We start from the raw sequence: 24,304 nt of genomic DNA, 5'->3' as shown, positions 1-24,304 counted from the left end.
CTCACGAGGAGGCACAGTGGGCAACGAGGTCTCGGCCCCCACGGCACGGCCCGCCGGCGACTCCGCCGCCAACCCCGACTGGTGGCGCGACGCCGTCTTCTACCAGATCTATCCGCGCAGCTTCGCCGATGCGAACGGCGACGGCGTCGGCGACCTGGACGGCATCCGCAGCCGGCTCGACCACCTCGCCGGGCTCGGCGTGGACGCGATCTGGCTCAGCCCGTTCTTCACCTCGCCGATGGCCGACCACGGGTACGACGTGGCCGACCCGCGCGACGTCGACCCGGTGTTCGGTGACCTCGCCGCGTTCGACCGGCTCGTCGCCGAGGCGCACGCGCGCGACATCAGGGTGACCATCGACCTGGTGCCGAACCACTCCTCGGACGAGCACGTGTGGTTCCAGCAGGCGCTGCGGGCCGCACCGGGCAGCCCGGAGCGGGACCGGTACGTGTTCCGCGACGGCCGGGGAGCGAACGGCGAGCAGCCGCCGAACAACTGGCCCTCGGCGTTCGGCGGGCCGGCCTGGCACCGCATCACCGAGCCGGACGGCACGCCCGGCCAGTGGTACCTGCACCTGTTCGACGCCAAGCAGCCCGACCTGAACTGGGAGAACCCGGAGGTGTGGGCCGATCTGGAGGCCACCCTGCGGTTCTGGCTGGACCGCGGCGTCGACGGGTTCCGCATCGACGTGGCCCACGGGATGGCCAAACCCGCGGGGCTGCCGGATCTGGCCCAGGACGTACTGGCCGAGATCGAGGCCGGGGAGAACCCGCACACCTCGCGGGACATCCGCTGGGACGCCGAGGGGGTGCACGACATCCACCGGTTCATCCGCAAGGTGCTGGCCGACTACCCCGGCGCGATGGCGGTCGGCGAGGTGTGGGTCACCGACACCGACCGGCTGCGCCGGTACCTGCGGCCGGACGAGCTGCCGCTCGCGTTCGACTTCCGGATGGTGCAGTCCCGGTGGCGCGCCGACGAGCTGCGCGAGACCGTCTCCTCGGCGCTGGCCACCGTGGCGGGCACCGGTTCGCCGACCACCTGGGTGCTGTCCAACCACGACGTGGTCCGGCACGTCACCCGGTACGGCGGCGGCCTGGTCGGCACCCGCCGGGGTCGCGCCGCGGCGCTGCTGCAGCTGGCGCTGCCCGGCGTGGCGTACCTGTACCAGGGCGACGAGCTGGGCCTGGAGAGCGTCGAGCCGCCGGACGAGGCGCTCACCGACCCGACCTGGGAGCGCAGCGGGCACACCCGGCGCGGCCGGGACAACTGCCGGATCCCGCTGCCGTGGGAGCCCGGTGAGCCGGCGTACGGGTTCTCCACGACGTCCGAGACCTGGCTGCCGATGCCGGCCGGCTGGTCGCCGCTCGCGGTCGAGTCCCAGCAGGGCCAGCCGGAGTCCACCCTGGAGCTGTACCGCACCGCGCTGCGGCTGCGGCGCGAGCACGACGGGTTCACCGGCGGGCTGTCCTTCGTGGACGCCCCGGCGGACTGCCTGGCCTTCCGCCGCGACGGCGGGCTGACCTGCTTCGTCAACGCGGGCAACACGCCTGTCGCGCTGCCCGCCGGTACCCCGGTGCTGACCAGCGTGCCGCTCACCGCCGACGGCGAGCTGCCCGGCGACGCCACCGCCTGGCTCGCCTGACGCGCCGCAGCGTCGATCGAGGAGCCGTGCCCGAGGCAGCGTCGATCAAGGGGTCGTGGCGGCGGGTCACGCCGCGATCGGCACTCCTTGATCGGCGCTCCGGCCGGCACGGGTCCGTGCTCGACGGCGGATCCGCAGCCGCGTCCCGGGTCCCGCGTCAGGGGCGGGCGGCGACCCGCGGCCGGCGCAGCGACCAGGCGACGGCGCCGGCGATCGCGCCGAGGCCGGTCAGCAGCAGCAGGCCGGCGGCCGGGTTGACCCACTGCGGCACCAGCTCGGTACGGCGGCCGTCCGGCCAGGCGCACACCACGCTGACCGGCGCGTACCGGCGCTCGATGGCGAGGTCGTGCGGCGGGCTGTCGTCGGGTGGCAGCCACCTCCCCGGCGACAGCGAGCACATCTGGTCCGGGTCGAGCAGGTACTGACCGCGGGTGACCCCGACGCCGTAGCAGGCGGCGGCCAGGACCAGCGCCAGCAGGCCCAGCACGGCCATGGTGCGGGGCCGGTGCAGCGACCGTCCGGCGCGGCGGGCCCGGTCGGCTCCCGGGACGCCGGCGCCGGGGCGGTTCTCCCGGTACCCGGCGAGCAGCAGGCCGCCGGTGAGCGCCAGCGCGGCAACCCCGGCCGCGCACATCAGGTACCCCATGCGTCCTCCCGGCGGAACGTCGAGCGTACCGGTGGGCGGGTCGTCGCCGCGTTCCGCCGGTCGGACGGGCCACCGTTGGACGGTCCCGCGTGGACGATCTCGCCCGCCCGGTGCCCGCGCCTCACGGCGTGAACGTTTCCAGGTGGTCCACGACCACGAAGCGGCTCGCCGGGCTCGCCTGCCGCACCGCGGTACGCAGCGGGGCGAGGCCACCGTAGTCGCGAGCCGGCTCGTCCAGCGGGTAGTCGAAGTCGTCCCAGTGCGTCGGCAGCACGTAGCGGGGGTGACCGAGCGTGTCGAGCAGCCGCGGCACGTACCGGTGGATCGCGCCGCCGCCGGCCGGCACCAGGGCCACCGTCGGCCGCAGCCCGGCCAGTTCGGCGCTGATGTAGTTGGACCCGCCGAAGTCGATGATGCCCACCTCGCCGACCGTGATCAGGTAGGCCAGCGTCTCCCCCTCCACCAGGTCGGCGATGACCTTCGGGGTGGCCGGCGGGTGACCCGGCCGGGTACCGGCGAACGCCACCCGGGACCGCTCCCCGGTCATCGAGTGCAGCGACCGCAGCACCTGGATCGTGTAGCCGTCGCACTCCAGGTACTCGCCGCCGCGTACCACGCTGAGCTGGTCGGCGGGAGCGCCGAGCGCGGTCATCAGGTTCACGTGCGTCTCGGTACCGAGCACCGTCGCGCCGGTCCTGCCGGCCAGGTACGGCACGTCGGTCAGGTGGTCGTAGTGCCCGTGGGTGACCAGGATGTGATCGGCCGCCAGGTGGTACCGGTCGATCACGTCCGGCCGCACCGACAGCGGCGTGTTCGGGTCGGCGCCCTGCTCGGTGTAGGTGCCGGTGTGGAAGCGGGTCAGCCACGGGTCGATCAGCACGGTGCGCCGCCCGTTCGGCGTGTCGAACCTGATCTCCCACCCGTTGTTGCCGAGCCACCGCAGCCGCGGCCGGCCCACCGCGCCGCTCCCGCCCGCCGACACCCGGGTCGCCGTACCGGTCGGCCGGTACCCCGGTGCGGCCGTCGCGGCCGAGCCCACGGCGAGCCCGGCGGCACCCGCCACCGAACCGGCCAGCACGCCCCGTCGGGTCAACCTGGTCGCCATTCCTGTCCCCCTCCTGCCGGGGCCCGCACCGCGGAATTCGCGCAGGGCGATGCCACCGGACGAAACCTCGTCGGCCGCTCCGCGCGTCCCGCGGCGCGGATCGGCGGTAGCAGAGCACGTCGCCGCCGCGGCTGTCCAAGACCGCCGACCGGATCCGGCCATATCGCGGCCGATATCGTTGCAGCGTGGACCTGCTACGAGCGTTGGCGCTGTTCCGGGTGGTGGCGGAGGAACGTCACTTCGGTCGGGCGGCGGAACGGCTCGGCATGGCGCAGCCGCCGCTGAGCCAACGCATCCGCCGGCTGGAGAACGAGCTCGGCGCCCGGCTGTTCGACCGCAACAGCCGCGGTGTCCGGCTCACGGTGGCCGGCAGCGTACTGCTGGCCGAGGCCGGACCGTTGCTGGACCGCGCCGACCGGGTGCGCGCCATGGTCACCCGGGCCGATCGGGGCGAACTGGGCGAGCTGCGTGTCGGGGTACCGCCGGACGTACCGGGCGCGGTCCTCGCCACCATCGTCCGGGCGTTCGCCGAGCACAACCCCGCGGTACGGCTGGACCTGCGCGAGCTGACCACCGGCGAACAGCTCCGGCTGCTCGCCGACCGGGCACTGGACGTCGGGCTGCTGCAGCAGCCGGCGCAGCTCACCGGTCTCGTCGTCGGCCCCGGCGTGACCGAACCGGTCGGCGTGCTGGTGCCGCGGGACGCACCGCTCGCCGGCGCCGACGAGCTCGACCTGGCCGACCTCGCCGGCCACGACCTGGTGCTGTTCCCCCGTGACACCGCACCCGGCCGGTACGACGAGACGCTGGATGCCTGCCGCAGCAACGGTTTCCGGCCCGGCCGGGTGGTGCACGCGCGCAGTCCGGAGTTCGTGGTGGGGCTGGTCCTCGCCGAGCACGGCGTCGCCCTGGTACCGGCCGGCGCGGTACGCCGCGAGCCGCGGGTGGTGTGGCGGCGGCTGGCCGGCACCCCGATCAGCTGGCGGACGTCGTTCGTGTGGCCGGCCCAGCCGCACCCGGCCGCGGCGTCGCTGTGCTGGCTCGCCGCCGGCATCCTGCGCGACGACGGCACCGGTGACCTCGTCGTACCGCCGGGCACGCCGACACCGTGGGACGTCGTGCACGGCCGCGCCGACTGACGCCCGGCCAGCCACGCCGCGCGCGCCGCCCGCCGGCGGCGGTCGGCAGAGCAGCAGGTCGACCAGCGGCGGTCCCAACCGCGGCGGAGTTCGCCGGCGGCGGTCCCAAGCGCGGCGGAGTTCGCCGGCGGCGGTCTCCAGCGCGGCGGGGTCGGCCGGCGGTCAGGTGTGCCGGCAGCCGGCGCGCAGCGACTCGACCGCTCGATACGCCGCCGTGCCGAGCGCGCGGTCGGCGGCCGGTTGCCGGCCGGACATCCGGTCCAGCCGGATGCCGACGGCAACCGCGTACCGGCCACCGTCCGGACGCGACACCACGCCCGCCTCGGCCCGAACCGCGAGCAGCGTGCCCGTCTTTCCCACCACCTCGACCTCGTCCGGGAAACCGGATGCCAGTCGGTGGGCGGTCAGCTGCGTCGCCATCAGCCCGCGCAGCATCGCGCAGGCCGCCGCCGGTGCCGCCTCGTCCCGCCACACCGCGGCGAGCAACCGGGTGAGGTCCCGTCCGGTACTCGCGTTGGTGCGCGAGGGATCCAGCGCACGAAGCGCGCGCATCCGGGACTCGTCGAGGCCGGCGTAGTCGCTCGCGAACCGGGCCGGATCGGTACCGCTGACCTCGCCCACGATCGACGCGACGACCTGCCGCGGCCCACCGATGATCCGGGTGTCCGCCAGCCCCAGCTCCCGGACCAGGGACCGCACGTTCGCCACGCCGACCGCCGCGAACAGCGCGTCGGCGGCGGTGTTGTCGCTGATCGACAGCGCGAACCGGGCGAGGTCGCGCAGGCTCATCTCGACGTCGTCGGCGCAGCCCGCGGTACCGCTGCCGCCCAACCGATCGGCGGCCCGCAACCGGACCCGGGTGGTCGGATCGAGCTGGCCGGCGACCACCTGCCGGGCGAATTCCAGCACCAGCGGCACCTTGACCATCGAGGCGAGTACCACCGGTTCGGTCGCCGCGTCGCCGTCCTGCCGGTCGCAGTCGACGCATCGTACGTGCCACCAGCCGTGCCCGCCGGCCCGGCGGAAGACCTCCCCCGCATCCACCATGCGGAAACCGTAGCGACCGTCCGCGCGCGCCGGTTCGTCGGTCGACCGGACGACACCGATTGGTCCTGCCCGCCAGCGCGCGCGGCCGGACGACGCCGGCCGTTCGCGGTGCCCGCCAGCGCACGCACGGCAGCGCAGCGCCGTCCGCCGCCCACCCCCGTCGGTCATCGGTGCGGTCAGACGTCGTTGCGGGCCGGCGGGCCGAGCCGGTCGATCAGATCGTCGAGCAGGACCGCCAGACCGTCGGCGAGGTCCGCCCGAACGGACGCGGTCAGCCCGGACAGCAGGTCCACCTCGCGGCGCAGCACCCGGTCGACGACCCGCTCGATCTCCGCATGGCCTGCGGCGGTGAGCGTCACGGTGACGGCCCGCCGGCCGGGACCGCCCGGCGCCCGGACCACCAGGCCGGCCGCCTCCGCCCGGGCCACCCGCTGCGAGATCGCCCCGGCGGTGACGAGGGTACGGTCGGCGAGCGCCCGGGTGGTCAGCGCGTACGGCGGGCCGGACCGGCGCAGCACCGACAGCAGGTCCATGGTGCCGCGGTCGATGCCGAGTTCGGCCAGCAGCCGGCGGCGGTCGTCGGCGAACAGCTTGCCCAGCCGCCAGATCCTGGTCACCACGCCGATGGAGTCGGTCGGCGTGCCGGGGCTCTCGCGACGCCAGGCGGTCGCGATCTGTTCCACCTCGTCGGGCCGGGCCATCGGCGTCCCCTCTCGTCGCGGACGGTGCGGCGTGCGGCTCGTCACTGGACGGTGCCGCGCAGCACGGTTATGTTTAGGCCTAAACATAACCCACGGACGAGGGCGAGAACATGACCCGCAGCATCGTCGTCACCGGCATCGGCCGGGCCACCGCCGCCCGCTTCGCCGCCGCCGGCGAGGCGGTCACCATCCTCGGCCGGCGCGCCGACGTGCTGGCCGAGACCGCCGCCCAGCTCGGCGCCACCGCCGTGGTCTGCGACGTCAGCGACCCCGAGGCGCTGACCGCGGCGCTCCCCCAGCTACCGGCCCAGGTCGACGTGCTGGTCAACAACGCCGGCGGCAACACCGACCTGCAGCGCCCGGCGGCCGGCACGCTCGCCGACGTGGCTGCCGCCTGGCGGGCCAACCTGGACGCCAACCTGCTCAGCGCGGTGCTGACCACCACGCTGCTCGCCGACCGGCTGCAGGCCGGCGGCACCGTGGTCGGCATCGGCTCGATCGCCGCCGACCGGGGCAGCGGCGGCGGGGCGTACGGGGCCACCAAGGCCGGGCTCGCGACCTGGAACATCGACCTGGCCGGGCAGCTCGGGCCGCGCGGCATCACGGCGAACGTGGTCTCCTGCGGCTACATCGCCGAGACCGAGTTCTTCGCCGACCGGCTCACCGACGAGCGGCGCGCCACCCTCGTCGGGCAGACCAAGACAGGCCGGGCCGGTACCCCGGACGACGTGGCGGCGCTGATCGAGTACCTCGCCTCGCCGGGTGCCCGGCACATCACCGCCCAGGTGATCAACGTCAACGGTGGCGCCTTCCCCAGCCGCTGATGCGTCGGCCGGTGGCGGGGCCGGTCCCGGCGCCGGGGGCTAGCCTCGCGTTCCCCGGCGAGGACGGCAGGAGCGGCAGATGGTGACAGCGGCGGAGCTCGGCGCGGCGGTGGCGACACACCGCACCAACAACGGCCGGCGTGGCACGATCGCGGTGATCCTTTTGCCGGTGGGGGCCGTGGTGACCGGCGCCGCCGTACTGCTGTGGATCGTGACCGCGGAGGTGGCCGCCCGCAGCATCCCGAGTGGAGCCGACCCGGAGCTGGTGCCCGCCGCCGTACTCGGGCTGGGCATCGGCATGCTGCTGCTGGGTGTGCTGTTCGCCGTGGCGTACCACACGCACCGGGACGAGTCGTTCACCGTGTACGAGAACGGGTTGGCGAACGTCCGCCCCGGCCGGACGTTCGCGGCGCGGTGGGCCGACATCGACCGCGTCACCGTGCGTCCGGGCAAGGACAACGCCCTCTCCCGGTGGGCCGGCGGCGACTACTACTGCCTCGTCACGCTCGCGGACGGGCGAAAGGTGGCCATCAACGGCCTGACCGAGAACGCCCGACAGCTCATCCAGCTGATCCAGGCACACGCCCCGGCGTCCGGCGGCCCGACCGGGCCCGGCGCGACCCCGCGGCCCTGACTCGTACCGAGGCGGCCCGGGCGCCACGGCGGCATCGACCCGTACCGGACGGACCCGGGCCGGCCCTCCGGCACCGACTCGGACCCGGCGCGGCATCGCGGCGCCCACCCGGACCCGGCGCGGCATCGCGGCGCCCACCCGGACCCGGCGCGGCATCGCGGCGCCCACCCGGACCCGGCGCGGCATCGCGGCGCCCACCCGGACCCGGCGCGGCATCGCGGCGCCCACCCGGGCGCTCGGGTCAGCCGCGGACGTGCCCGTCGCCGGTGACGACGTACTTGGTGCTGGTCAGCTCGGGCAGCCCCATCGGCCCGCGGGCGTGCAGCTTCTGGGTGGAGATGCCGATCTCGGCACCGAAGCCGAACTCACTGCCGTCGGTGAACCGGGTGGACGCGTTGACCAGGACCGCGGCGGCGTCGACCCGGGCGGTGAAGGTACGCGCGGCGGCCTGCGAGCCGGTGACGATGGCCTCGCTGTGCCCGGTCGACCAGCGGCGGATGTGCGCCAGCGCCGCGCCCAGGCTCGGCACCACCGCGACCGCGAGATCCAGTGACAGGTACTCACCGCCCCAGTCTTCCTCCGTCGCCGGGGTCACCGCGATGTCCAGCGCCTTCCCTTGCGCCGCAACGGTCTCGTCCCCGTGCACGGTGACGCCGGCGGCGTCGAGTGCGGGCAGCAGCACCGGCAGCACGGCGTCGGCGGCAGCGGCGTGTACGAGCAGGGTCTCGGCGGCGTTGCAGACCGACGGGCGCTGGGTCTTGGCGTTGAGCACGATGTCGCGCGCCATCGCCACGTCGGCGCTGGCGTCGACGTAGATGTGGCAGTTGCCGACGCCGGTCTCGATCACCGGTACGGTCGAGCCCTCGACGACGTGCCGGATCAACTCGGCGCCGCCGCGCGGGATCAGCACGTCGACCAGCCCGCGGGCGTGCATCAGGTGCGTCACCTCGTCCCGGGACTCGCCGGGCAGCAGGCCGATCGCGTCCGCGGGCAGCCCGACTGAGGTCAGCGCGTCGCGCAGCACGGCGACGATCGCCGCGTTGGAGTGCCGGGCCGAGGAGGATCCGCGCAGCAGGACGGCGTTGCCGGACTTGAGGGTGAGCCCGGCGGCGTCGGCGGTGACGTTCGGCCGGCCCTCGTAGATGATGCCGACGACCCCGAACGGCACCCGGACCTGCCGCAGCTCCAGGCCGTTGGGCAGGGTCGAGCCGCGCACCACCTCGCCGACGGGGTCGGGCAGGCCGGCCACCTGGCGCAACCCGGCGGCCATCCCGTCGATGCGGTCGGCGTCGAGCGACAGCCGGTCCAGCATCGCCGCGCCGGTACCGGCGGCACGCGCTCCGCGCACATCGGTCTCGTTGGCCGCGATGATCTCGGCCCGGCGCGAGACCAGCGCGTCGGCCATCGCCGACAGCGCCGCGTCCTTGGCCGCGCGCGAGGCCACCGCGAGCTCCACGGCGGCCTCGCCAGCCCGTACCGCCGCGTCCCGTACCGCCTGCTCACCCATGCGGCCAACCCTAATCCACCCGCTCGGCAGAGCCGTCGATCAAGGGATCCGGCGCGACCCCGGCCGTCGATCAAGGGATCTGGACACATCGGGCTGGGTGAATCCGACCCGATCCCTTGATCAACCGACGCGGCCCTTGATCAACCGGCGCGGCCCTTGATCAACCGGCGCGGCCCTTGATCAACCGGCGCGGCCCTTGATCAACCGGCGCGGGCCTTGGTCAACCGGTGCTGGCGAGGGGGGCCGGCGCCGGCTCCCGCAGCAGGGCGGTGGCGATCGCCAGGATCGCGGCGAAGCCGGCGAGCACCGCGAGCGCGGCGGTCAGGGTGGTCCGGTCGGCGAGCAGGCCGAGCAGCGGGGCGGCGAGGCCACCGAGGCTCATCGACAGCCCGAGGGTCACCCCGGAGGCGGTACCGAGCCGGCTCGGCAGGTAGTCCTGGCCGAGCGTGACCGACAGCGAGAACGGGACGTACAAACCGATCGCAGCCACCGCGATCGCCCCGAACACCGCCCAACCGGGCAGGTACGCCACCGCGAGCACCGCCGGTACCGAGGCCGCGGCGGCGATCCGCATCGCCCGTACCCGGGGCATCCGGTGGGCCAGCCGGCCGCCCAGCATGGTGCCGGCCGCACCCGCCGCGTACAGGGTGAACAGCGCCGCCTCACCGACCGCGTGCGAGGCGTGCAGCCGGGCCATCACCGACAGGGCGAGGAAGGTACCGAGGCTGAAGGTGACCACGGAGCGCGCCACGATCCCCGCCGTGAGCAGGCCGAACTGCCGCCAGTCGTCGGTACCGCCGCGGCCGGCCCGGGCGGTCACCGCGACCCGGCCGCGACCGTTGCCGCGCAGCGCCCACGCGGTGACCAGCGCGCAGGCCAGCGCCGGCAGCGCGAGCAGCGGGGTACCGGTCAGCCCGAGCGGCCCGATCACGACCGCGACCAGCAGCGGCGCCAGCGCGAACCCGACGTTGCCGCCGACCGAGAACCAGCTCATCCCGACGTGGCTTCCGGCGGACGCGATGCGGGCCAGCCGCGCCGACTCCGGGTGGTAGGCGGCGACGCCGAGGCCGGAGGCGGCCACCGCGAACCAGATCGCGAGGTAGCTGCCGGACAGCCCGGCGACCCCGATGCCGATGCCGGCGAGCCCCATCCCGAGCGGCACCAGCCACGGCTTCGGGGACCGGTCGGTGGCGGCGCCGAACGCCGGCTGCGCGGCGGACGAGATCAGCGTCGCGGCCAGCGTCAGCCCGCTCACCGCCGCGTAGCTCCAGTGGTACCGGGCGACGAAGTACGGCACCAGCGCCGCCACCGACCCCTGGTACAGGTCGTCGACGCCGTGCCCGGTCACCAGCAGCGGCAGCCAGCCCCGCCGGCGGGTGGTGGTGGTGGTGGTGGTGCGTTCGGTCCGGATGCTCACGGGCTCGATCCTGGCGCCGTGCCGGGCCGACCGATAGCCGCTAAGGTGCCAGGTGATGCCCATAATCCGCCAGGGCCGGCAGACCCGGGTCGGCGGCGGCGAGCTGCTACGCGGCGACGCCATCGACTGGCACGAGCACCCGGTCGACCAGTTCGTGTACCCGGCGAGCGGGGTGATCTCCGCCCTCACGCAGGCGCAGACGTACGTGCTGCCCTCCGCCGGCCGCGGCCTCTACCTGCCCGCCGGTGTGCGGCACGCGCACCGGGCCCACCGCCGTACCCGGCTGCACACCCTGCTGCTACCCGCCGATCACCCGCGGCCCGACGTGCCGGCCCCCGACCTGCGCCTCGCCCGCGACCCGCGACGGCTGGAGGGTCCCCGGGTGCTGCCGGTGTCGCCGCTGCTGCGCGAGCTGCTCGCCGCGCTGCGCGCCCCCGACCTCGGCGACGACCGCCGGGACCGGCTGCTCGCCGTCGTCGCCGACGAGCTGGCCGGCGATCCGCTGCCGACGCTGGCGCTTCCCCGGCCCACCGAGCCGCGGCTCGCGGCGGCGGCCGACGCGCTGGCCGCCGACCCGGCCGGTGCCACCCTCGCCTCGCTGGCGGCCGCGGCGGCGATCAGTCCCCGCACGCTCACCCGGCTGGTCGCCGAGCGGCTCGGGTTGACCGTGCCGTCCTGGCGGTCCCAGTACCGGCTGGCCGCCTCGCTGCTGCTGCTCACCGACGGCGCCACGGTCACCGACACCGCGCACCGGTGCGGCTGGCGCAACGCCAGCGCGTACATCGCCGCGTTCCGCGCCGCCTTCGGCACCACCCCCGCCGCCTACCAGCGCACCCTGCCCGACGGCTTTCGGCTGCGGTGAGTCAGAGGGCGAGGTGGAGGCGCAGGGCCCGGTCGAGATCGGCCAGCAGCGGCTGGTCCAGGGTGCCGAGGCGCTGGGTGAGCCGGCCCACCGACACCGACCGGACCTGCTCGGCCTGGGCCTTGGCTGCGCCGCGCAGGCCGCCGGCGCCTTCGGGGAGCAGCACCTGGAACGGGTAGATCCGGGTGGTGTTGGACGTGACCGGGACCACCGTGAGCACGCCGCGGCCCAGTTGCTCGGCACGCCGGTTCGCTCCGTCGTTGCTGACGATCACGGCCGGACGGATCTTGTTGCACTCGGCCGGCCAGGCCGGGTCGAGATTGACCCAGTAGACGTCACCGCGCCGCATCGAGGCCATCCGCGCTGGTCGCGTTCCACCCGTCCGCGTCGGTCGACCACTCGTCCCAGGCCCGTTCGTACTGGTCTTCCAGCTCCCGGTCGCGCAACAGCCGGATGGCCTCGTGCAGCACCGCCGACCGGCCGGGCGCATCGGTGCGGGCGGCATGCTCGTCGATGAAGGCGACGTCCTCGTCGGGGAGGCTCACACTCATCTTCATACTCATGATGCTACCCGTGGTAGCACCGCGTGGCCACCGAGCGCGGAGACGGCTGCGGTCGTGCGGCAACTCCACCCGGGAGCGTCAGCCGAGGCGGTGTTGCAGCACGGTGGCGCCCGGGCCGGTGAGATCGGCGGCGACGCCGCGGCGGCCGGCCAGGGTCAGCACGAGCGCCTCGCCCGGACCGCGGGCGAGCGGGCCGCGGCCACGCTGCCAGTCCAGGTCGGTGGCGACCAGGCGGACACCGCGGGCGTGCCAGAAGCCGCGCAACGGCGGCGCGGTGACCGCGAAGTCGAGGACGCAGCGCAGCCGGTCCGCCGGGATCTCGCGGGACAGCCCGAGCGGGCGGCGGATGTCCTGCTGGTGGATCAGGCAGTCGGCGAGGCCGACCCGACCACCGAACCGGGCGGTGGCGCCCCGCGGTTCGAGGTGGTCGCGGACGAACCGGGCCAGCTCGGCGCGGTCGAGCCCGCGGTACTCGCGCAGCGCGACGTCGTTGACCCGGCCGATGCGCAGCCGGGCCGCCCAGAGCCGCCGGGCCAGGTCGGCGGTGCCGTGCTCCTCGTAGCTGATCACGTGCGCCGCGACGTCCCGGACGCGCCAGCCGGCGCACAGGCTCGGCGCCTCCCACTGCTCGTCGGTGAGCGTGTCGAGCAGGTCGGCGAGCTCGGCCCGTTCGGCGCGGGCGGCGGCCAGCACATCCATGCCAGACAGGGTAATCCGGGTCAGAGCAGGACGAGGTCGTCGCGGTGGATCAGTTCCCGCTCGTACGAGGTGCCGAGTTCGGCGGCGAGTTCCCGGGTGGAGCGGCCGAGCAGCCGGGGCAGTTCGGCGGCGTCGTAGTTGACCAGGCCGCGGGCCACCGGCCGGCCGGACTCGTCGACCAGGTCGACCGGGTCGCCGGCGGTGAAGGTGCCCTCGACCGCGTGCACCCCGGCCGGCAGCAGCGACAGGCGCCGCTCGACCACCGCGGCGACGGCACCGGCGTCCAGGTGCAGCCGGCCGCGCGGGGTGGTCGCGTGCGCCAGCCAGAACAGCCGCTGCCGGGGGCGGCGGGCCGCGGCGGCGAAGAACGTACCGACCGGCTCGCCGGTCAGCGCCGCGGCGGCGAGCGGCGCCCCGGTCAGCACCACCGGTACACCGGAGCCGGAGGCGATCCGGGCCGCGTCGACCTTGGTGGCCATCCCCCCGGTACCGAGGCCGGCCCGCCCGGCACCGCCGATCTCGATGCCCGCCAGGTCGTCCGGCCCGCGTACCAGCTCCACCCGGTGGGCGTCGGGCCGGCGCGGGTCCCCGTCGTACAGCGCGTCCACATCGGACAGCAGCACCAGCAGGTCGGCCCGGACCAGCGCGGCGACCAGAGCGGCGAGCCGGTCGTTGTCCCCGAACCGGATCTCCTCGGTGGCGACGGTGTCGTTCTCGTTCACGATCGGCAGCACGCCGAGATCCAGCAGCCGGTGCAGGGTGCGCAACGCGTTGCGGTACCGACTGCGGCGGATCACCTCGTCGACGGTGAGCAGCACCTGGCCGACCCGCTGGCCGTACCGGCCGAACGAGTTCGCATACCGGTGGGTCAGCGCCACCTGGCCGACGCTGGCCGCCGCCTGCTGCGTGGCGAGGTCACGCGGTCGGCGGGCCAGACCCAGCGGGGCGAGCCCGGCGGCGATCGCGCCGGACGAGACGAGGATGACGTCGCTGCCGGCGGCGCGGCGCGCGGCGAGCGCGTCGACCAGCGCGTCCAGCCGGGCCGGGTCGAGGCCGCCGGCCCGGGTGGTCAGCGACGAGGAACCGACCTTGACCACGACGCACCGGGCGGCGGCGACGGCCGCGGCCCGGGCGTGTCGTTCTGCACCGTCCATCGCCTGCGCACCGTACCGTCGGGGATCGCCGCCGGTACAGCGGGTTACCGCCGTCCCAGCCTCCGGCGGGCGGCGGTCACCAGTGGTACTCGGGATGCCCGGTCGAGGCGGTCTCGCCGACCGCGACGGGCACCGGGTCGCGGTGCCACCCGCCGGTGTCGAGGTCGAGGCCGACGTGCTGGGCGTGCACCCGCACGTCGCTCGCCCCGAGCCGGTCCGGGTCAGGCGGGCTCGCGGCGAGCGCGCCGGCCACCAGCACCCGATCGCCGGCCCGCAACTGCCCCAGTACCTGCTCGGCGAGTGCGCCGGTGGCCTGCACGGCGACGACCACCTCGGCCTCGCCGGGCCGGCCGACACCCGCCGGGGCCGCGGAGACCGGGCAGCGCAGCGCGAAGCTCGCCACCGACTCCCCGGCCAGGCTGTACTCCCGTGCCGGGTCCTCCGGCAGTCGACCGAGATAGAGATTGGAAACGCTCACCGCGACACCCTTCGTCGATCGCGGGCACCGATGGAGGCTCCACCGGGCGGCGCCGGATGCCCGGCGGGTCCATGGCTGGGCTTGGCCGACGTCGAGGTTCATCCGGTGGGACCTTCTAGATTGTGCGGTCCGGCGAGGAAACGCGGGGCGGTTTCGCGCCACCCGGACGGCCACATCCGCGGCGAAGAGCGGTCGCGCGTCCGGATTGCCCGACAGGCCCGGTACGGGCGTCTGGCAGGTGTGCGGTACCGCCGGGCGCAGGGTGGCGCGGTAGCGTACCTGCGGCGTGACCTGTGTCTCCCCGCACGTCCGGAACCGAACGGGGACCGTACCTCGTCCCAGAGGGTGCCGGACACCGGACGTGGGCGTCCGCACGGGCGCCGGTCACCATGGATGTCAGCGGCACCCACCGATGGCAGCGGCCAACGGACCACCCGGAGGATTAACCCGACATGGCGAGCAAGAACAAACCGAAGAGCGCGAGCCCCCCGGCCGCCGGAGCGAACCGGGGCAAGGGCGGCGGCGGTACGGCGAAGCAGCGGGCCAGGGCCGCGAAGGCGGTCGCCGCGGCACGCGCCGAGCGGCAGCGCCGAAATCGGATCATCATCACCGCCTCCATCTGCGCGGTGCTGCTCATCGTCGTGGTCGGTGCGGTGTCCTGGGCGGTGTACGAGTCGAACAAGCCGAAGACGATCGCGGCCCAGTCGATCACCGCGAACTATCCGGTGAAGCTCGACAACGGCGTGGTGGTGGCCGGCAAGGACAGCGCCAAGGTCAAGATCGACATCTACGAGGACTTCATGTGCCCGTACTGCGGCGAGCTGGAGCGCGGTAGCCACACGGAGCTGCAGAAGGGCCTGAACGGTGGCACGTTGCAGGTCCGGTACCACATCGTCGATCTGCTCAACGGCAGCTCGACGCCGGCCGGCTACTCCGACCGGGCGGCGAACATCGCGCTCGGCACGGTGGCCGAAGGCAAGTTCGCGCAGTTCCACTGGAGCCTGTACCACAAGCAGCCGGCCGAGGGCGGCCCCGGCTACTCCGACGAGCAGATGATCGACCTGGCCGACCGGCTCGGTGCGGACAAGGACAAGATCAGCAAGATCGCCAAGGACGGCACCTACAAGAAGTATCCGGCGCAGCAGTTGAAGGACTTCCAGGCCGCCGGCTACCAGGGCACGCCGACCGTGGTGCAGAACGGCAAGCAGGTCCAGATCAGCGACCTGAACAAGCCGGACTGGCTGAACCAGCTGTTGGCCGCCTGAGCGACCGGCACGACCGCCGGTCCCCGGCACCGCGGGCCAGCACGGCCGAACGCCGGCCCCGCACCGCGGGCCAGCACGAACGAACGCCGGCCCCGCACAGCCCGCGGCCAGCACGCCGAACGCCGGTCCCCGCACAGTGCGGGGGCCGGCGTTCGGCGTTTCGGATCAGGCGCTCTGCTCGGCGTCGCCGCTGGTGGAGACCTGCTCCAGGTGCTCGCGGACCTTCGCCATCTCGGCGCCCGGGACCCGCCGGCGCGGGCCGTCACCGCCGGCCTGCCACGGCCGCGGACCGGTCAGCGGCCGGTACTCGACGCCGGCCGCGTCCAGCCGCGGCAGGTGCGCGGCGAGCCGCTCGGTCAGCCGCGTCGCCGGTGCGCCGGTCCAGGCCACGTCGGCCAGCGCGCAGGCCCGCGGGAACACCAGGTAGTCCAGGTGCCGGGCGTCCGGGATGTACTCCGACCAGGCCTGGAACTGCACACCGAGCACGTGCTCGCGCTCGGCCGCGGCCCAGTCGGCCGGTACCGGATCGAAGGCGGCGACGTCGTCGAGGGTGAGCGGCCCGCCGATCGCCAGCGGCTCGTCCGGCCCGTCGGACTGGTCGTAGTCCAGATACGTCGGGTAGACGGGGCTGCGCACCACGTCGTACCCGGCGGCTGCGGCGCGCCGGCCCACCGACGAGCCGCGCCAGGCGGTGACGATCGAGTCGGGCAGCATCCCGCCGGTGACGAAACCCTCGTCCCACACCACCATCCGGCGGCCGCCGGCGGCCAGGTGCTCGCCGAGGCGGCGCAGGAAGTACCCGTGCCCGCCGACCGGTTCGGTGATCCCCTGCTCGGCGAGGTACCCCATCACTTCGGCGTCCGCGGCCCAGTCGCGCAGCACGCACTCGTCGCCGCCGAGGTGCACGTACGGCACCGGTAGCGCCTCGGTCAGCTCGTCCAGCACCTCGCCGAGGAACGCCAGGGTGCGCGGCAGCGGGGTGACCACGCCGGCCGAGATGCCCCAGCCGGTGAGCACCCGGTGCGTGCCGATGCCGTACTCGGGATAGGCGGCGAGCAGCGCGGACGCGTGCCCGGGCAGGTCGAGCTCGGGCACCACGGTGACGCCGAGCCCGGTCGCGTACGCGTTGATCTCGGCCAGGTCGTCCAGGGTGTAGTAGCCGCCGTGCGGGACGTGGTCGTGGCTGCCGTCCCGGGTCCGGCCGACCTGGCTGCCGGGCCGGTGCGCGCCGAGTTCGGTCAGCTTCGGGTACCGCGCGGACTGCACCCGCCACCCCTGGTCGTCGGACAGGTGCAGGTGCAGCCGGTTCAACCCGTGCATGGCGAACAGGTCGAGGTAGCGCAGCACCTCCCGCTTGGGCAGGAAGTGCCGGGACACGTCGAGCATCCCGCCGCGCCACGGCAGCGCGGGCGCGTCCGCGACCTCGCCGCAGTCCAGCGTCCACCCGGTACCGGCCGAGGCGGCACGCCAGGCCGCGTCCGGCAGCAGCTGCCGCAGCGTCCGTACGCCGTGCCGCAGGCCGTCGACGCCGGCGGCGGTGAGGGTGACCCCGGCGGTACCGACGTGCAGCCGGTAGCCCTCGGGGTCGGTGATCGTGGCGTCGAACCCGACGGCGATCTCGGTGCCGTCGCCGGTGGGGCGCAGCGGCAGGCCGAGCGGGGCGAGCAGCCGGCGTACCGGTTCGGTCGCCTCGTCCGGGCCGGTCAGCCGGGTGTCGGCGGTCAGGGTGAGCGTGCCGGGAAGCCGTCGGGCCTCGCGCGCTCGGGGAACCAGGGTCTCGTACCGGTCGGTCATGCGGTCTCCTCCGCGGCGGGGAGTGTCTCGTCGGTCGTGCGGGTCTCCCGGTGTGACCGGGCATCCGTGCGCCCGGAACCGGGCGGGTGCCGTGGTGCCGGGGCGGACGGGCGGGGCGGTGCCGGGGGCGCCGCCGTCGTACGATCAGAAACTAACAGGGAGGGTTCCTGCTGAAAAGGGGGTCGGGCCGTGCCACCGGCGACACCGCGCACCGCGCGGCTGATCAACGACCGCAGCGCCTACCAGCTGCTGCTCGATCGCGGCCCGCTCACCCGCACCCAGCTGCGCGCGCTGACCGGGCTGTCCCGGCCCACCGTCGCCGACCTGATCGACCGGCTCGCCGCCGGCGGGCTCATCGGCCGGCTCGGCGAGTCCGGCGCCGAGCGCCGCGGCCCCAACGCGGCCCTGTACGGGGTACTGCCGGATCGTGCGCACGTGGCCGGCGTCGCCGTCGACACCCACCGCATCGTGGTCACCCGGGCCGACGCGACCGGCCGTACCGTCGGCACCGCGGAAGTGCCGGTCGACCCGGGCGCCGACCCGACGTCGCAGGTACTCGCCGCGCTCGCGGCCACCGAGCGCCCCGCATCGGCCGCGGCAACCGGGCGCCCCGCCACGACCGTGGGCACGCGGGCGGGAGAGGGCCGCGCACCCGCCGGCGCGAGGCCCGCGCCGGCGGAAGAGGGCCGGGCGCCGCTGACGGGCGAGGGCCGGGCGCTCACCGGTGCGCGGCTGCCGCCGGCGGGAGAGGACCGCGCGCTCGGCAGGCGAGCTCCGCTCGGGGCGGTCGCGGTCGGTACGCCGGGGCTGGTCGATCCGGGCAGCGGCGCGGTGACGTTCGCGGCCGGGCTGCCCGGCTGGCACGGTGACCTGCGCTCGGCGCTGCACGAGCGGCTGGGCGTACCGGTGCTGGTGGACAACGAGGTCAACCTGGCCGGCGTCGCCGAGCACCGGATCGGCGCCGCCCGCGGTACCGACACCTTCTGCCTGCTGTCGCTCGGCTCGGGGGTCGGGGTCGCGGTGCTGCTGGGCGGGCGGATGCATCGCGGCGCGTCCGGCGGCGCCGGCGAGATCGGCTACCTGCCGTACCGCCCGGGTCGGGCGCCGGGTGAGCTGCCGGACCGGGACGGGCCGGATCGGCGGTCCCATGGCCCGCAGAACCGGACCGGTGGGCCGGAGCGGCCGCCGCACGGGCTGCAGAGCCTGATCGGTGGGCCGGCGCTGGCCGCCGTCGCGGCCCGGTACCTGCCGGGTGCTCCCCCGGCCGAACCGATCGACGCGGTGCGCGCCGCGGTCGAGACACCCGAGTTCCTGGCCGAGCTGGCCGAGCTGGTGGCGGTCGCGGTGGTCGGACTGTGCGCGGTGCTCGACCCGGGCACCGTCGTGCTCGGCGGGCCGATCGGCCACGCCGGCGGCGCCCCGCTGGCCGAGGCGGTCGCCGCCGAGGTCGCCGCCGCGATCCCGCTGCCCACCCAGGTACTGGCCGGCACCGTCACCGGTGATCCGGCGCGCCGCGGCGCCGTCCTCACCGCCCTCGACCTGCTGCGCGACGACCTGTTCGCCACCGCCCACCCCGTTGACCACGGGCCGCGCGTACCGGCGGCACCATCGTGATCAACGGGGCGGCCGGGGGTCAGGCGTGCTGCTCGATCAGCTGGCGGTACCAGTGGTAGCTGGCCTTCGGGATGCGTTGCTGCGTCTGGTAGTCGACGTAGATCAGGCCGAACCGCTTGGCATAGCCGTACGCCCACTCGAAGTTGTCCAGCAGCGACCAGCAGAAGTAGCCGCGCACGTCCACGCCCGCCTCGATCGCCTGGCCGACGGCGCGCAGGTGCCCGTCCAGGTAACCGATCCGCGCCCGGTCGTCGACCGCGCCGTCGGCGACGGTGTCCGGGTAGGCCGCGCCGTTCTCGGTGATGTAGATCGGCGGGAGGTCCCGGTACGTGTCGCGCAGCCAGACGAGCAGCCGGCGCAGCCCGTCCGGCTCGGCCGGCCACGGCATCGCGGTCTGCGGCAGGCTCCCCGGCGGCACGTCGACCACCCCGATGTCGGTGGCCACCCGGCGGGACAGGTCCGGCTCCTGCGACGGCGCGTCCTTGGCGTACTGCGGGAAGTAGTTGTTCACGCCGAGGAAGTCGATCGGCTCGTGCGCGAGTGCCAGGTCACCGTCGCGGCGGAAGGAGAAGTCGCTGATCTCGCCCCACAGCTCGACCTCGCCCTCCGGGTATCGACCGGCGAGGACCGGGTCGGAGAAGACCCGGTTGGCCAGCAGCTCGGCCCGGGCGGCGGCGGCTACGTCGGCCGGCGCGTCGGTCGCCGGCGTCACGTGGTTCATGTTGAGCGTGATGCCGAACCGCTCGTCGTTCTTGCGCTGCGCGCGCATCGCCCGTACCGCGAGGCCGTGGGCGACGAGCAGGTGGTGTGCGGCGGCGAGCGCGCCGTGGCCCTCCCGGGCGCCCGGCGCGTGCCGGCCCTCGGCGTACCCGATGAACGAGCTGCAGAACGGCTCGTTCAGGGTGATCCAGTACGGCACCCGGTCGGCCAGCGCCTCGTGCACGATCGCCGCGTAGTCGGCGAACCGCTCCGCGGTGTCGCGCTCCCGCCAACCGCCGGCGTCCTCCAGCGGCTGCGGCAGGTCCCAGTGGTACAGCGTCGCCATCGGGGTGATGCCGGCGTCGATCAGCTCGTCGACCAACCGCTGGTAGAAGTCCAGCCCGGCCGCGTTGACGCCGCCCTTGCCGTCCGGCTGGATCCGCGGCCAGGCGATCGAGAAGCGGTACGCGCCGGCGCCGAGCTGCTTGAGCAGCTCGACGTCCTCGGCGTACCGGTGGTAGTGGTCGCAGGCCACGTCGCCGGTGTCGCCACCGGCGACGGCGCCCGGGGTGTGCGCGAACGTGTCCCAGATGGACGGTCCGCGGCCGTCGGCATCGACGGCGCCCTCGATCTGGTACGACGCGGTGGCCGCGCCGAACAGGAAACCCTTGGGGAGACGGGGAAGTTGCCCGGTCACGTCAGACCTCCAGCGCATACACGCCGACGCCGTACGCCGGCAGGGTGAACTGCGACACCGGCTCGCCGCCACCGATCGGGCGCAGCGTGCCGCCACCGGGCAGTACCGGGGTCACCTTGTGCTCGGCCGCGTGCTGGCTGACGAACCAGACGAACCGCCGCCCGTCGGTGTGCTCCAGCACGTCGGTGAACACGCTCGGATCGTCGACCGTCACCGCACGAGAAACGCCGGCCACCGTGGCCAGCGCGTCGTAGATCCGATGGGTGTCCTCCGGATTGACCCGGCCCTGCTTCGATGCCATGTGTTCCAACGGGTACGTGCACAGGATCGTCTCGCCGGCACCCACCCGGTACCGCAGCAGCGCCGGGTTGCCGTGCTGGTCGGTCGCCACGACCGTGGCGCCGTTGGCCCGCACCGGCAGGTACGCCCGGCTGTTCTCGTTGCCCGCCGCGGCGAACCGCAGCGTCTCCCCCGTCTTGATCCCACCGAAGTCCTCGGTGAAGGTGAACTCGACGACGTCGTCGTCGATCGGGTTGTTCAGGCCGTAGGCCAGCTGGTGCTCGACGCCGAACATGTCGTTCAGCTTCTGGAACCAGGGCCCGCGGTGGAACGCGTGCTCGCCCGAGCAGTACGACAGGTAGACGACCGCACCGTCGTTGGCGAACTCGTGCAGCTGCAGCCAGGTCGGGGCGAGGATCTGCCGGGTCGAGGGCAGCAGGTACAGCTTCGCGTCGGTGGCCAGGCCGTCCTCCTCGCGGCTGAGCGCCACCGGCAGGTGCGCCTCGCGCGCCGCGACGTAGCCCTGCCGCAGGGTGTGGAACACCAGCGCGCGGTCGGGCGCCGTCGAGATCGGGTAGTCGCGCTCCAGGTACGACGAGACGACCAGCGCGGCGTCGGTGTCGACCCGGTGCGTGTTGACGAAGTCGACCTCGGCCAGCACCTTGGCGAACGCATCCAGTTCGCGCAGCGGTTCCTTCGGCTCCCCGGTGTTGGTGGTGATGCCGAAGTGCATCTCGAACGGGTGATGCCGGTACGGATCCTGGGTGTTCAGGTGGTCGTAGTCGGTGTTGTTCCAGGCGATCCAGCCGGTCGCCCCGGCCAGCAGCGAGTTGTGCAGGCTCTGCCGGTAGTAGTGGCCCTGGTTGGGTTCGGAGACGAAGTCGGTGGACAGTCCGAACTCCTCCAGCACCACCGGCTTGTTCGCCACCGCCGCGAGCTCGCACAGGAACGCGGCGTTGAGGTGCTGCCGCACCTGGTCGGACTCCATCTTGTACACGTGCGGGCCGACGAAGTCGACCAGCTCGCCGGTCTCGCGGACGGAGAACCCGTTGTCCTCGCCGGTGACCTCGATGCCCCAGGCGCCGTCGCCGAGCGACACCGGCTGGTGCCCGCCGCCGGCCCGGACCGCCTGCACCATCAGCGTCGCCCAGCTCGTCACGTCCGACTGCGGCGCGGTCGGCTGGCCCCGGCGCCGGCCGTAGATCGGCATCTCGTTGCTGATCAGCCAGCCGGCGACGGCCGGGTGGTCGTGCAGCCGGCGCACCATCTGCTCGACGAACCAGGCCTGCCGGCTGACCAGCCAGACGTCGGCGTAGAGGTCTCGTTCGATCCCGCCGCGCCAGGCCGGGTCCCAGTTCTCCCCGGACATGTGGCCGACGATGAACGTCGGGATCGAGCTCATCCCGAGCTCGGCATGCGCGTCCAGGAAGTCCCGGTAGTGCGCCACCTTCTCCTCGTCCACAGTGGACGGCTCGGGATGGAAGTCCGGCCAGTAGAAGAACGACCGGGTCTGCCGCAACCCGTGCTCCGCCAGGACCCGCAGCTCGGCCCGTACCACCGCCGGGTCGTAGCTGCGCCACATCAGCGGTCCGCCCGTACGCGACCAGAAGTTGGCGCCGAGCCAGGCCACCGGCCGATCCCCGACCATGACCTTCGCGGAGTTACGCCGCATGTTTTCCCTCTTCCACAGTTGTGCTGAGTTACTTGACCGCGCCGGCCGTCAGTCCCTGGACGAGATACCGCTGGAGCAGCAGGAACCCGACGACCACCGGGACGCTGACCACCAGCGACGCGGCCATCACCTGGTTCCAGTAGACCGAGATCTGGGTGGAGTACTCGCGCAGCCCGATGGCGAGCGTCTTGGACGAGTCGTTCGTCATCACCGAGGCGAACAGCGTCTCGCCCCAGGCGGTCATGAACGAGTAGATGCCCACCGCGACGATGCCCGGCTTGGCCGCCGGGATCACCACCGACCACAGGGTGCGCATCGGGCCGGCGCCGTCGACCTTCGCGGCCTCGTCCAGGCCGTGCGGGATGGTGTCGAAGTACCCGACGAGCATCCAGATCGAGAACGGCAGCGAGAACGTCAGGTAGGTGATGATCAGCCCGATCCGGGAGCCCTGCAGCGCGAAGCCGGTGGCCTGACCGATGTTGACGAAGATCAGGTACAGCGGCAGCAGGAACAGGATGCCCGGGAACATCTGCGTGCTCAGCACGGTGATCTGGAACAGCCGCCGGCCGCGGAAGTTCCACCGGCTCACCGCGTACGACGCGAAGATCGCGATCAGCACCGAGAACGCGGCGGCCGACACCGACACGATGACGCTGTTGCTGAAGTACCGCGCCAGCGGGATCGTGCGCCAGATGTCCACGAACGGCTGCAGCGTGACGTGACTGGGTATCCAGGAGAACGCGCCCTGCACGTCGGACAGCGGCTTGAGCCCGGACACGATCATCACGTACAGCGGGGCGAGCGTGAACAGGGTCAGCAGCGCCAGCCCGACCACCCGGATCACCTTGAACGACGTGGACTCACGCACGGCGCGACCTCCTCGACGTGAACAGCAGGTACAACCCGGTCACCACCAGCAGGAACAACAGCAGCAGCACGCTCATGGCCGAGCCGAGGCCGAAGTTGAAGTTCTGGAACGAGGACTGGTAGACGTGGATCGAGATCAGGTCCGCCGACTTCGGGATCGATGCCGAGAACAGTGTGTACGGCACGTTGAAGTCGTTGAACGTCCACAGGAACAGCACCAGGATGAGCACCTGGTTGATGCCGCGCAGCATCGGCAGCGTCAGCTTGCGGAACTGCTGCCACATGCCGGCGCCGTCCACCGAGGCCGCCTCGTACACGTCGGTGGGCAGCGACTGCATCCCGGCCATCAGGGTCAGCAGCGCGAACGGCCACAGCCGCCACACCGCCACCACCACGATCGACGCGAACGCGTTGTTGCCGATCAGCCAGAACGTGTGCCCGTCGGTGATGTGCAGCTGCGCCAGCAGGTGGTTCACCATCCCGTTGTCCCGGGAGAGCATGAACTTCCAGACGATCACGGCCGCGTAGACCGGCAGGGCGTAGGGGATCAGGAAGATCGTGCGCAGCAGCGCCCGGCCGCGGAACGAACGCTGCAGCATCACCGCGGCGAACATGCCGAGCACCCAGGAGATGCCGACGACCAGGACGGTGAACGCGATCGTCACCGCGAACGACCAGAGCAGCGCCTTGCCGATGCTGCCGTTGACGTCGATCGCATAGCGGTAGTTGGACAGCCCCGCGAACGGCGCCTCCACCCAGTTGCGCAGGAAGAACTGGTTGAGCTTGAGGAAGCTGATACCGATCCCGGTCAACATCGGGATCACGTGCACCAGCAGTTCGAAGATGATCGCCGGCGCGAGCAGCACGTACGGCAGCCACCGGTTCTGGGCGACGCGCCGGCGGCGCGGGGTCTTCGCGGACCCCTTGCCGGCGCGTCGCCCTTCCCGGACGGCATTGTCAGTTGCCGTCATCAGACGATTCCGCCTTACTTACCGG

23 protein-coding genes are annotated in these 24,304 nt (G+C 73.6%); 7 read left to right on the top strand and 16 right to left on the bottom strand.

The window, feature by feature from the left end:
• Window positions 1-16 precede the first annotated feature (16 nt).
• Window positions 17-1,645: a glycoside hydrolase family 13 protein gene (locus Asera_RS15925; RefSeq protein WP_035298086.1), complete on the top strand. Its 1,629-nt coding sequence runs from the start codon at window positions 17-19 to the stop codon at window positions 1,643-1,645.
• 157 nt (window positions 1,646-1,802) lie between these two features.
• Here the strand turns inward: Asera_RS15925 and Asera_RS15920 are convergent, their stop codons facing one another.
• Together Asera_RS15920 and Asera_RS15915 are read right to left on the bottom strand one after the other, a co-directional pair.
• Window positions 1,803-2,291: a hypothetical protein gene (locus tag Asera_RS15920; protein WP_030448757.1), complete on the bottom strand. Its 489-nt coding sequence runs from the start codon at window positions 2,289-2,291 to the stop codon at window positions 1,803-1,805.
• Window positions 2,292-2,412: 121 nt separating this feature from the next.
• Window positions 2,413-3,396, bottom strand: a complete 984-nt coding sequence (locus Asera_RS15915; RefSeq protein ID WP_030448756.1) for an MBL fold metallo-hydrolase — start codon at window positions 3,394-3,396, stop codon at window positions 2,413-2,415.
• A 185-nt stretch (window positions 3,397-3,581) separates the two neighbouring features.
• Between Asera_RS15915 and Asera_RS15910 the strand changes: the two genes are divergently transcribed.
• Window positions 3,582-4,535, top strand: a complete 954-nt coding sequence (locus tag Asera_RS15910; protein ID WP_030448755.1) for a LysR family transcriptional regulator — start codon at window positions 3,582-3,584, stop codon at window positions 4,533-4,535.
• Window positions 4,536-4,697: 162 nt separating this feature from the next.
• On the opposite strand, the gene Asera_RS15905 is transcribed toward Asera_RS15910, so the two are convergent.
• The gene (locus Asera_RS15905; RefSeq protein WP_030448754.1) at window positions 4,698-5,582 is read right to left on the bottom strand and encodes a serine hydrolase; all 885 of its coding nucleotides are present in this window, start codon (window positions 5,580-5,582) and stop codon (window positions 4,698-4,700) included.
• A gap of 176 nt (window positions 5,583-5,758) precedes the next feature.
• Window positions 5,759-6,283, bottom strand: coding sequence for a MarR family winged helix-turn-helix transcriptional regulator (locus Asera_RS15900; protein WP_035298084.1), 525 nt, complete (start codon window positions 6,281-6,283; stop codon window positions 5,759-5,761).
• Between the two features lie 110 nt (window positions 6,284-6,393).
• Between Asera_RS15900 and Asera_RS15895 the strand changes: the two genes are divergently transcribed.
• On the top strand, window positions 6,394-7,107 hold the full coding sequence (locus tag Asera_RS15895) for an SDR family NAD(P)-dependent oxidoreductase (RefSeq protein WP_030448752.1): 714 nt from the start codon (window positions 6,394-6,396) through the stop codon (window positions 7,105-7,107).
• Window positions 7,108-7,186: 79 nt separating this feature from the next.
• On the top strand, window positions 7,187-7,741 hold the full coding sequence (locus Asera_RS15890) for a hypothetical protein (protein WP_212804609.1): 555 nt from the start codon (window positions 7,187-7,189) through the stop codon (window positions 7,739-7,741).
• A 241-nt stretch (window positions 7,742-7,982) separates the two neighbouring features.
• On the opposite strand, the gene Asera_RS15885 is transcribed toward Asera_RS15890, so the two are convergent.
• Together Asera_RS15885 and Asera_RS15880 are read right to left on the bottom strand one after the other, a co-directional pair.
• Entirely contained in the window at window positions 7,983-9,248 is a 1,266-nt protein-coding gene (locus tag Asera_RS15885; RefSeq protein ID WP_030448750.1) for a glutamate-5-semialdehyde dehydrogenase, read from the bottom strand.
• Between the two features lie 220 nt (window positions 9,249-9,468).
• Window positions 9,469-10,665, bottom strand: coding sequence for an MFS transporter (locus Asera_RS15880; RefSeq protein ID WP_211255748.1), 1,197 nt, complete (start codon window positions 10,663-10,665; stop codon window positions 9,469-9,471).
• Window positions 10,666-10,720: 55 nt separating this feature from the next.
• On the opposite strand from Asera_RS15880, the gene Asera_RS15875 reads away from it, so the two are divergent.
• Entirely contained in the window at window positions 10,721-11,527 is an 807-nt protein-coding gene (locus Asera_RS15875) for an AraC family transcriptional regulator (protein WP_051802798.1), read from the top strand.
• 1 nt (window position 11,528) lies between these two features.
• Here the strand turns inward: Asera_RS15875 and Asera_RS15870 are convergent, their stop codons facing one another.
• The 5 genes from Asera_RS15870 to Asera_RS15850 form a co-directional block, all read right to left on the bottom strand.
• Window positions 11,529-11,876: a type II toxin-antitoxin system PemK/MazF family toxin gene (locus tag Asera_RS15870; protein WP_030448747.1), complete on the bottom strand. Its 348-nt coding sequence runs from the start codon at window positions 11,874-11,876 to the stop codon at window positions 11,529-11,531.
• Window positions 11,863-12,084, bottom strand: a complete 222-nt coding sequence (locus Asera_RS15865) for a ribbon-helix-helix domain-containing protein (RefSeq protein WP_030448746.1) — start codon at window positions 12,082-12,084, stop codon at window positions 11,863-11,865. The genes Asera_RS15870 and Asera_RS15865 overlap by 14 nt, the downstream gene beginning before the upstream one ends.
• Before the next feature lie 84 nt (window positions 12,085-12,168).
• Window positions 12,169-12,789, bottom strand: coding sequence for a maleylpyruvate isomerase family mycothiol-dependent enzyme (locus Asera_RS15860; protein ID WP_030448745.1), 621 nt, complete (start codon window positions 12,787-12,789; stop codon window positions 12,169-12,171).
• A gap of 20 nt (window positions 12,790-12,809) precedes the next feature.
• Entirely contained in the window at window positions 12,810-13,943 is a 1,134-nt protein-coding gene (gene proB, locus Asera_RS15855; RefSeq protein ID WP_051802797.1) for a glutamate 5-kinase, read from the bottom strand.
• A gap of 76 nt (window positions 13,944-14,019) precedes the next feature.
• A complete protein-coding gene (locus Asera_RS15850) occupies window positions 14,020-14,421 on the bottom strand; it encodes a single stranded DNA-binding domain-containing protein (protein ID WP_030448743.1) in 402 nt (133 codons plus the stop codon).
• Between the two features lie 452 nt (window positions 14,422-14,873).
• On the opposite strand from Asera_RS15850, the gene Asera_RS15845 reads away from it, so the two are divergent.
• Window positions 14,874-15,686, top strand: a complete 813-nt coding sequence (locus Asera_RS15845; protein ID WP_051802796.1) for a DsbA family protein — start codon at window positions 14,874-14,876, stop codon at window positions 15,684-15,686.
• A gap of 165 nt (window positions 15,687-15,851) precedes the next feature.
• Here Asera_RS15845 and Asera_RS15840 read toward each other — a convergent pair whose 3' ends face one another.
• A complete protein-coding gene (locus tag Asera_RS15840) occupies window positions 15,852-17,480 on the bottom strand; it encodes a beta-N-acetylhexosaminidase (protein WP_030448741.1) in 1,629 nt (542 codons plus the stop codon).
• Window positions 17,481-17,669: 189 nt separating this feature from the next.
• On the opposite strand from Asera_RS15840, the gene Asera_RS15835 reads away from it, so the two are divergent.
• A complete protein-coding gene (locus tag Asera_RS15835; RefSeq protein ID WP_051802795.1) occupies window positions 17,670-19,094 on the top strand; it encodes an ROK family transcriptional regulator in 1,425 nt (474 codons plus the stop codon).
• Between the two features lie 19 nt (window positions 19,095-19,113).
• On the opposite strand, the gene Asera_RS15830 is transcribed toward Asera_RS15835, so the two are convergent.
• Genes Asera_RS15830 through Asera_RS15815 form a run of 4 tightly spaced genes read right to left on the bottom strand, consistent with a single transcriptional unit; the run spans window position 19,114 to window position 24,279 of the window.
• Complete coding sequence (locus Asera_RS15830; RefSeq protein ID WP_030448739.1) at window positions 19,114-20,508, bottom strand: GH1 family beta-glucosidase; 1,395 nt, start codon at window positions 20,506-20,508, stop codon at window positions 19,114-19,116.
• Window positions 20,492-22,441: a glycoside hydrolase 5 family protein gene (locus tag Asera_RS15825; RefSeq protein WP_030448738.1), complete on the bottom strand. Its 1,950-nt coding sequence runs from the start codon at window positions 22,439-22,441 to the stop codon at window positions 20,492-20,494. Before Asera_RS15825 ends, Asera_RS15830 begins: the two co-directional genes overlap by 17 nt.
• Before the next feature lie 28 nt (window positions 22,442-22,469).
• Window positions 22,470-23,309: a carbohydrate ABC transporter permease gene (locus Asera_RS15820; RefSeq protein WP_030448737.1), complete on the bottom strand. Its 840-nt coding sequence runs from the start codon at window positions 23,307-23,309 to the stop codon at window positions 22,470-22,472.
• On the bottom strand, window positions 23,302-24,279 hold the full coding sequence (locus Asera_RS15815; protein ID WP_030448736.1) for a carbohydrate ABC transporter permease: 978 nt from the start codon (window positions 24,277-24,279) through the stop codon (window positions 23,302-23,304). The genes Asera_RS15820 and Asera_RS15815 overlap by 8 nt, the downstream gene beginning before the upstream one ends.
• Window positions 24,280-24,304: the final 25 nt, after the last annotated feature.

This window comes from Actinocatenispora sera, assembly GCF_018324685.1.
Lineage (GTDB): Bacteria > Actinomycetota > Actinomycetes > Mycobacteriales > Micromonosporaceae > Actinocatenispora > Actinocatenispora sera.
Note: the sequence above shows the minus strand (reverse complement) of the source record. Positions and strands in the feature narration are given on the sequence as shown.

Excerpts from the sequence above, each read along its gene's own strand:
- Asera_RS15920 (WP_030448757.1), bottom strand. The coding sequence starts at position 2,291 with ATGGGGTACCTGATGTGCGCGGCCGGGGTTGCCGCGCTGGCGCTCACC.
- Asera_RS15915 (WP_030448756.1), bottom strand. The coding sequence starts at position 3,396 with ATGGCGACCAGGTTGACCCGACGGGGCGTGCTGGCCGGTTCGGTGGCG.
- Asera_RS15905 (WP_030448754.1), bottom strand. The coding sequence starts at position 5,582 with ATGGTGGATGCGGGGGAGGTCTTCCGCCGGGCCGGCGGGCACGGCTGG.
- Asera_RS15900 (WP_035298084.1), bottom strand. The coding sequence starts at position 6,283 with ATGGCCCGGCCCGACGAGGTGGAACAGATCGCGACCGCCTGGCGTCGC.
- Asera_RS15895 (WP_030448752.1), top strand. The coding sequence starts at position 6,394 with ATGACCCGCAGCATCGTCGTCACCGGCATCGGCCGGGCCACCGCCGCC.
- Asera_RS15890 (WP_212804609.1), top strand. The coding sequence starts at position 7,187 with ATGGTGACAGCGGCGGAGCTCGGCGCGGCGGTGGCGACACACCGCACC.
- Asera_RS15885 (WP_030448750.1), bottom strand. The coding sequence starts at position 9,248 with ATGGGTGAGCAGGCGGTACGGGACGCGGCGGTACGGGCTGGCGAGGCC.
- Asera_RS15875 (WP_051802798.1), top strand. The coding sequence starts at position 10,721 with ATGCCCATAATCCGCCAGGGCCGGCAGACCCGGGTCGGCGGCGGCGAG.
- Asera_RS15870 (WP_030448747.1), bottom strand. The coding sequence starts at position 11,876 with ATGCGGCGCGGTGACGTCTACTGGGTCAATCTCGACCCGGCCTGGCCG.
- Asera_RS15865 (WP_030448746.1), bottom strand. The coding sequence starts at position 12,084 with ATGAAGATGAGTGTGAGCCTCCCCGACGAGGACGTCGCCTTCATCGAC.
- Asera_RS15860 (WP_030448745.1), bottom strand. The coding sequence starts at position 12,789 with ATGGATGTGCTGGCCGCCGCCCGCGCCGAACGGGCCGAGCTCGCCGAC.
- proB (WP_051802797.1), bottom strand. The coding sequence starts at position 13,943 with ATGGACGGTGCAGAACGACACGCCCGGGCCGCGGCCGTCGCCGCCGCC.
- Asera_RS15845 (WP_051802796.1), top strand. The coding sequence starts at position 14,874 with ATGGCGAGCAAGAACAAACCGAAGAGCGCGAGCCCCCCGGCCGCCGGA.
- Asera_RS15840 (WP_030448741.1), bottom strand. The coding sequence starts at position 17,480 with ATGACCGACCGGTACGAGACCCTGGTTCCCCGAGCGCGCGAGGCCCGA.
- Asera_RS15830 (WP_030448739.1), bottom strand. The coding sequence starts at position 20,508 with ATGCGCTGGAGGTCTGACGTGACCGGGCAACTTCCCCGTCTCCCCAAG.
- Asera_RS15825 (WP_030448738.1), bottom strand. The coding sequence starts at position 22,441 with ATGCGGCGTAACTCCGCGAAGGTCATGGTCGGGGATCGGCCGGTGGCC.
- Asera_RS15815 (WP_030448736.1), bottom strand. The coding sequence starts at position 24,279 with ATGACGGCAACTGACAATGCCGTCCGGGAAGGGCGACGCGCCGGCAAG.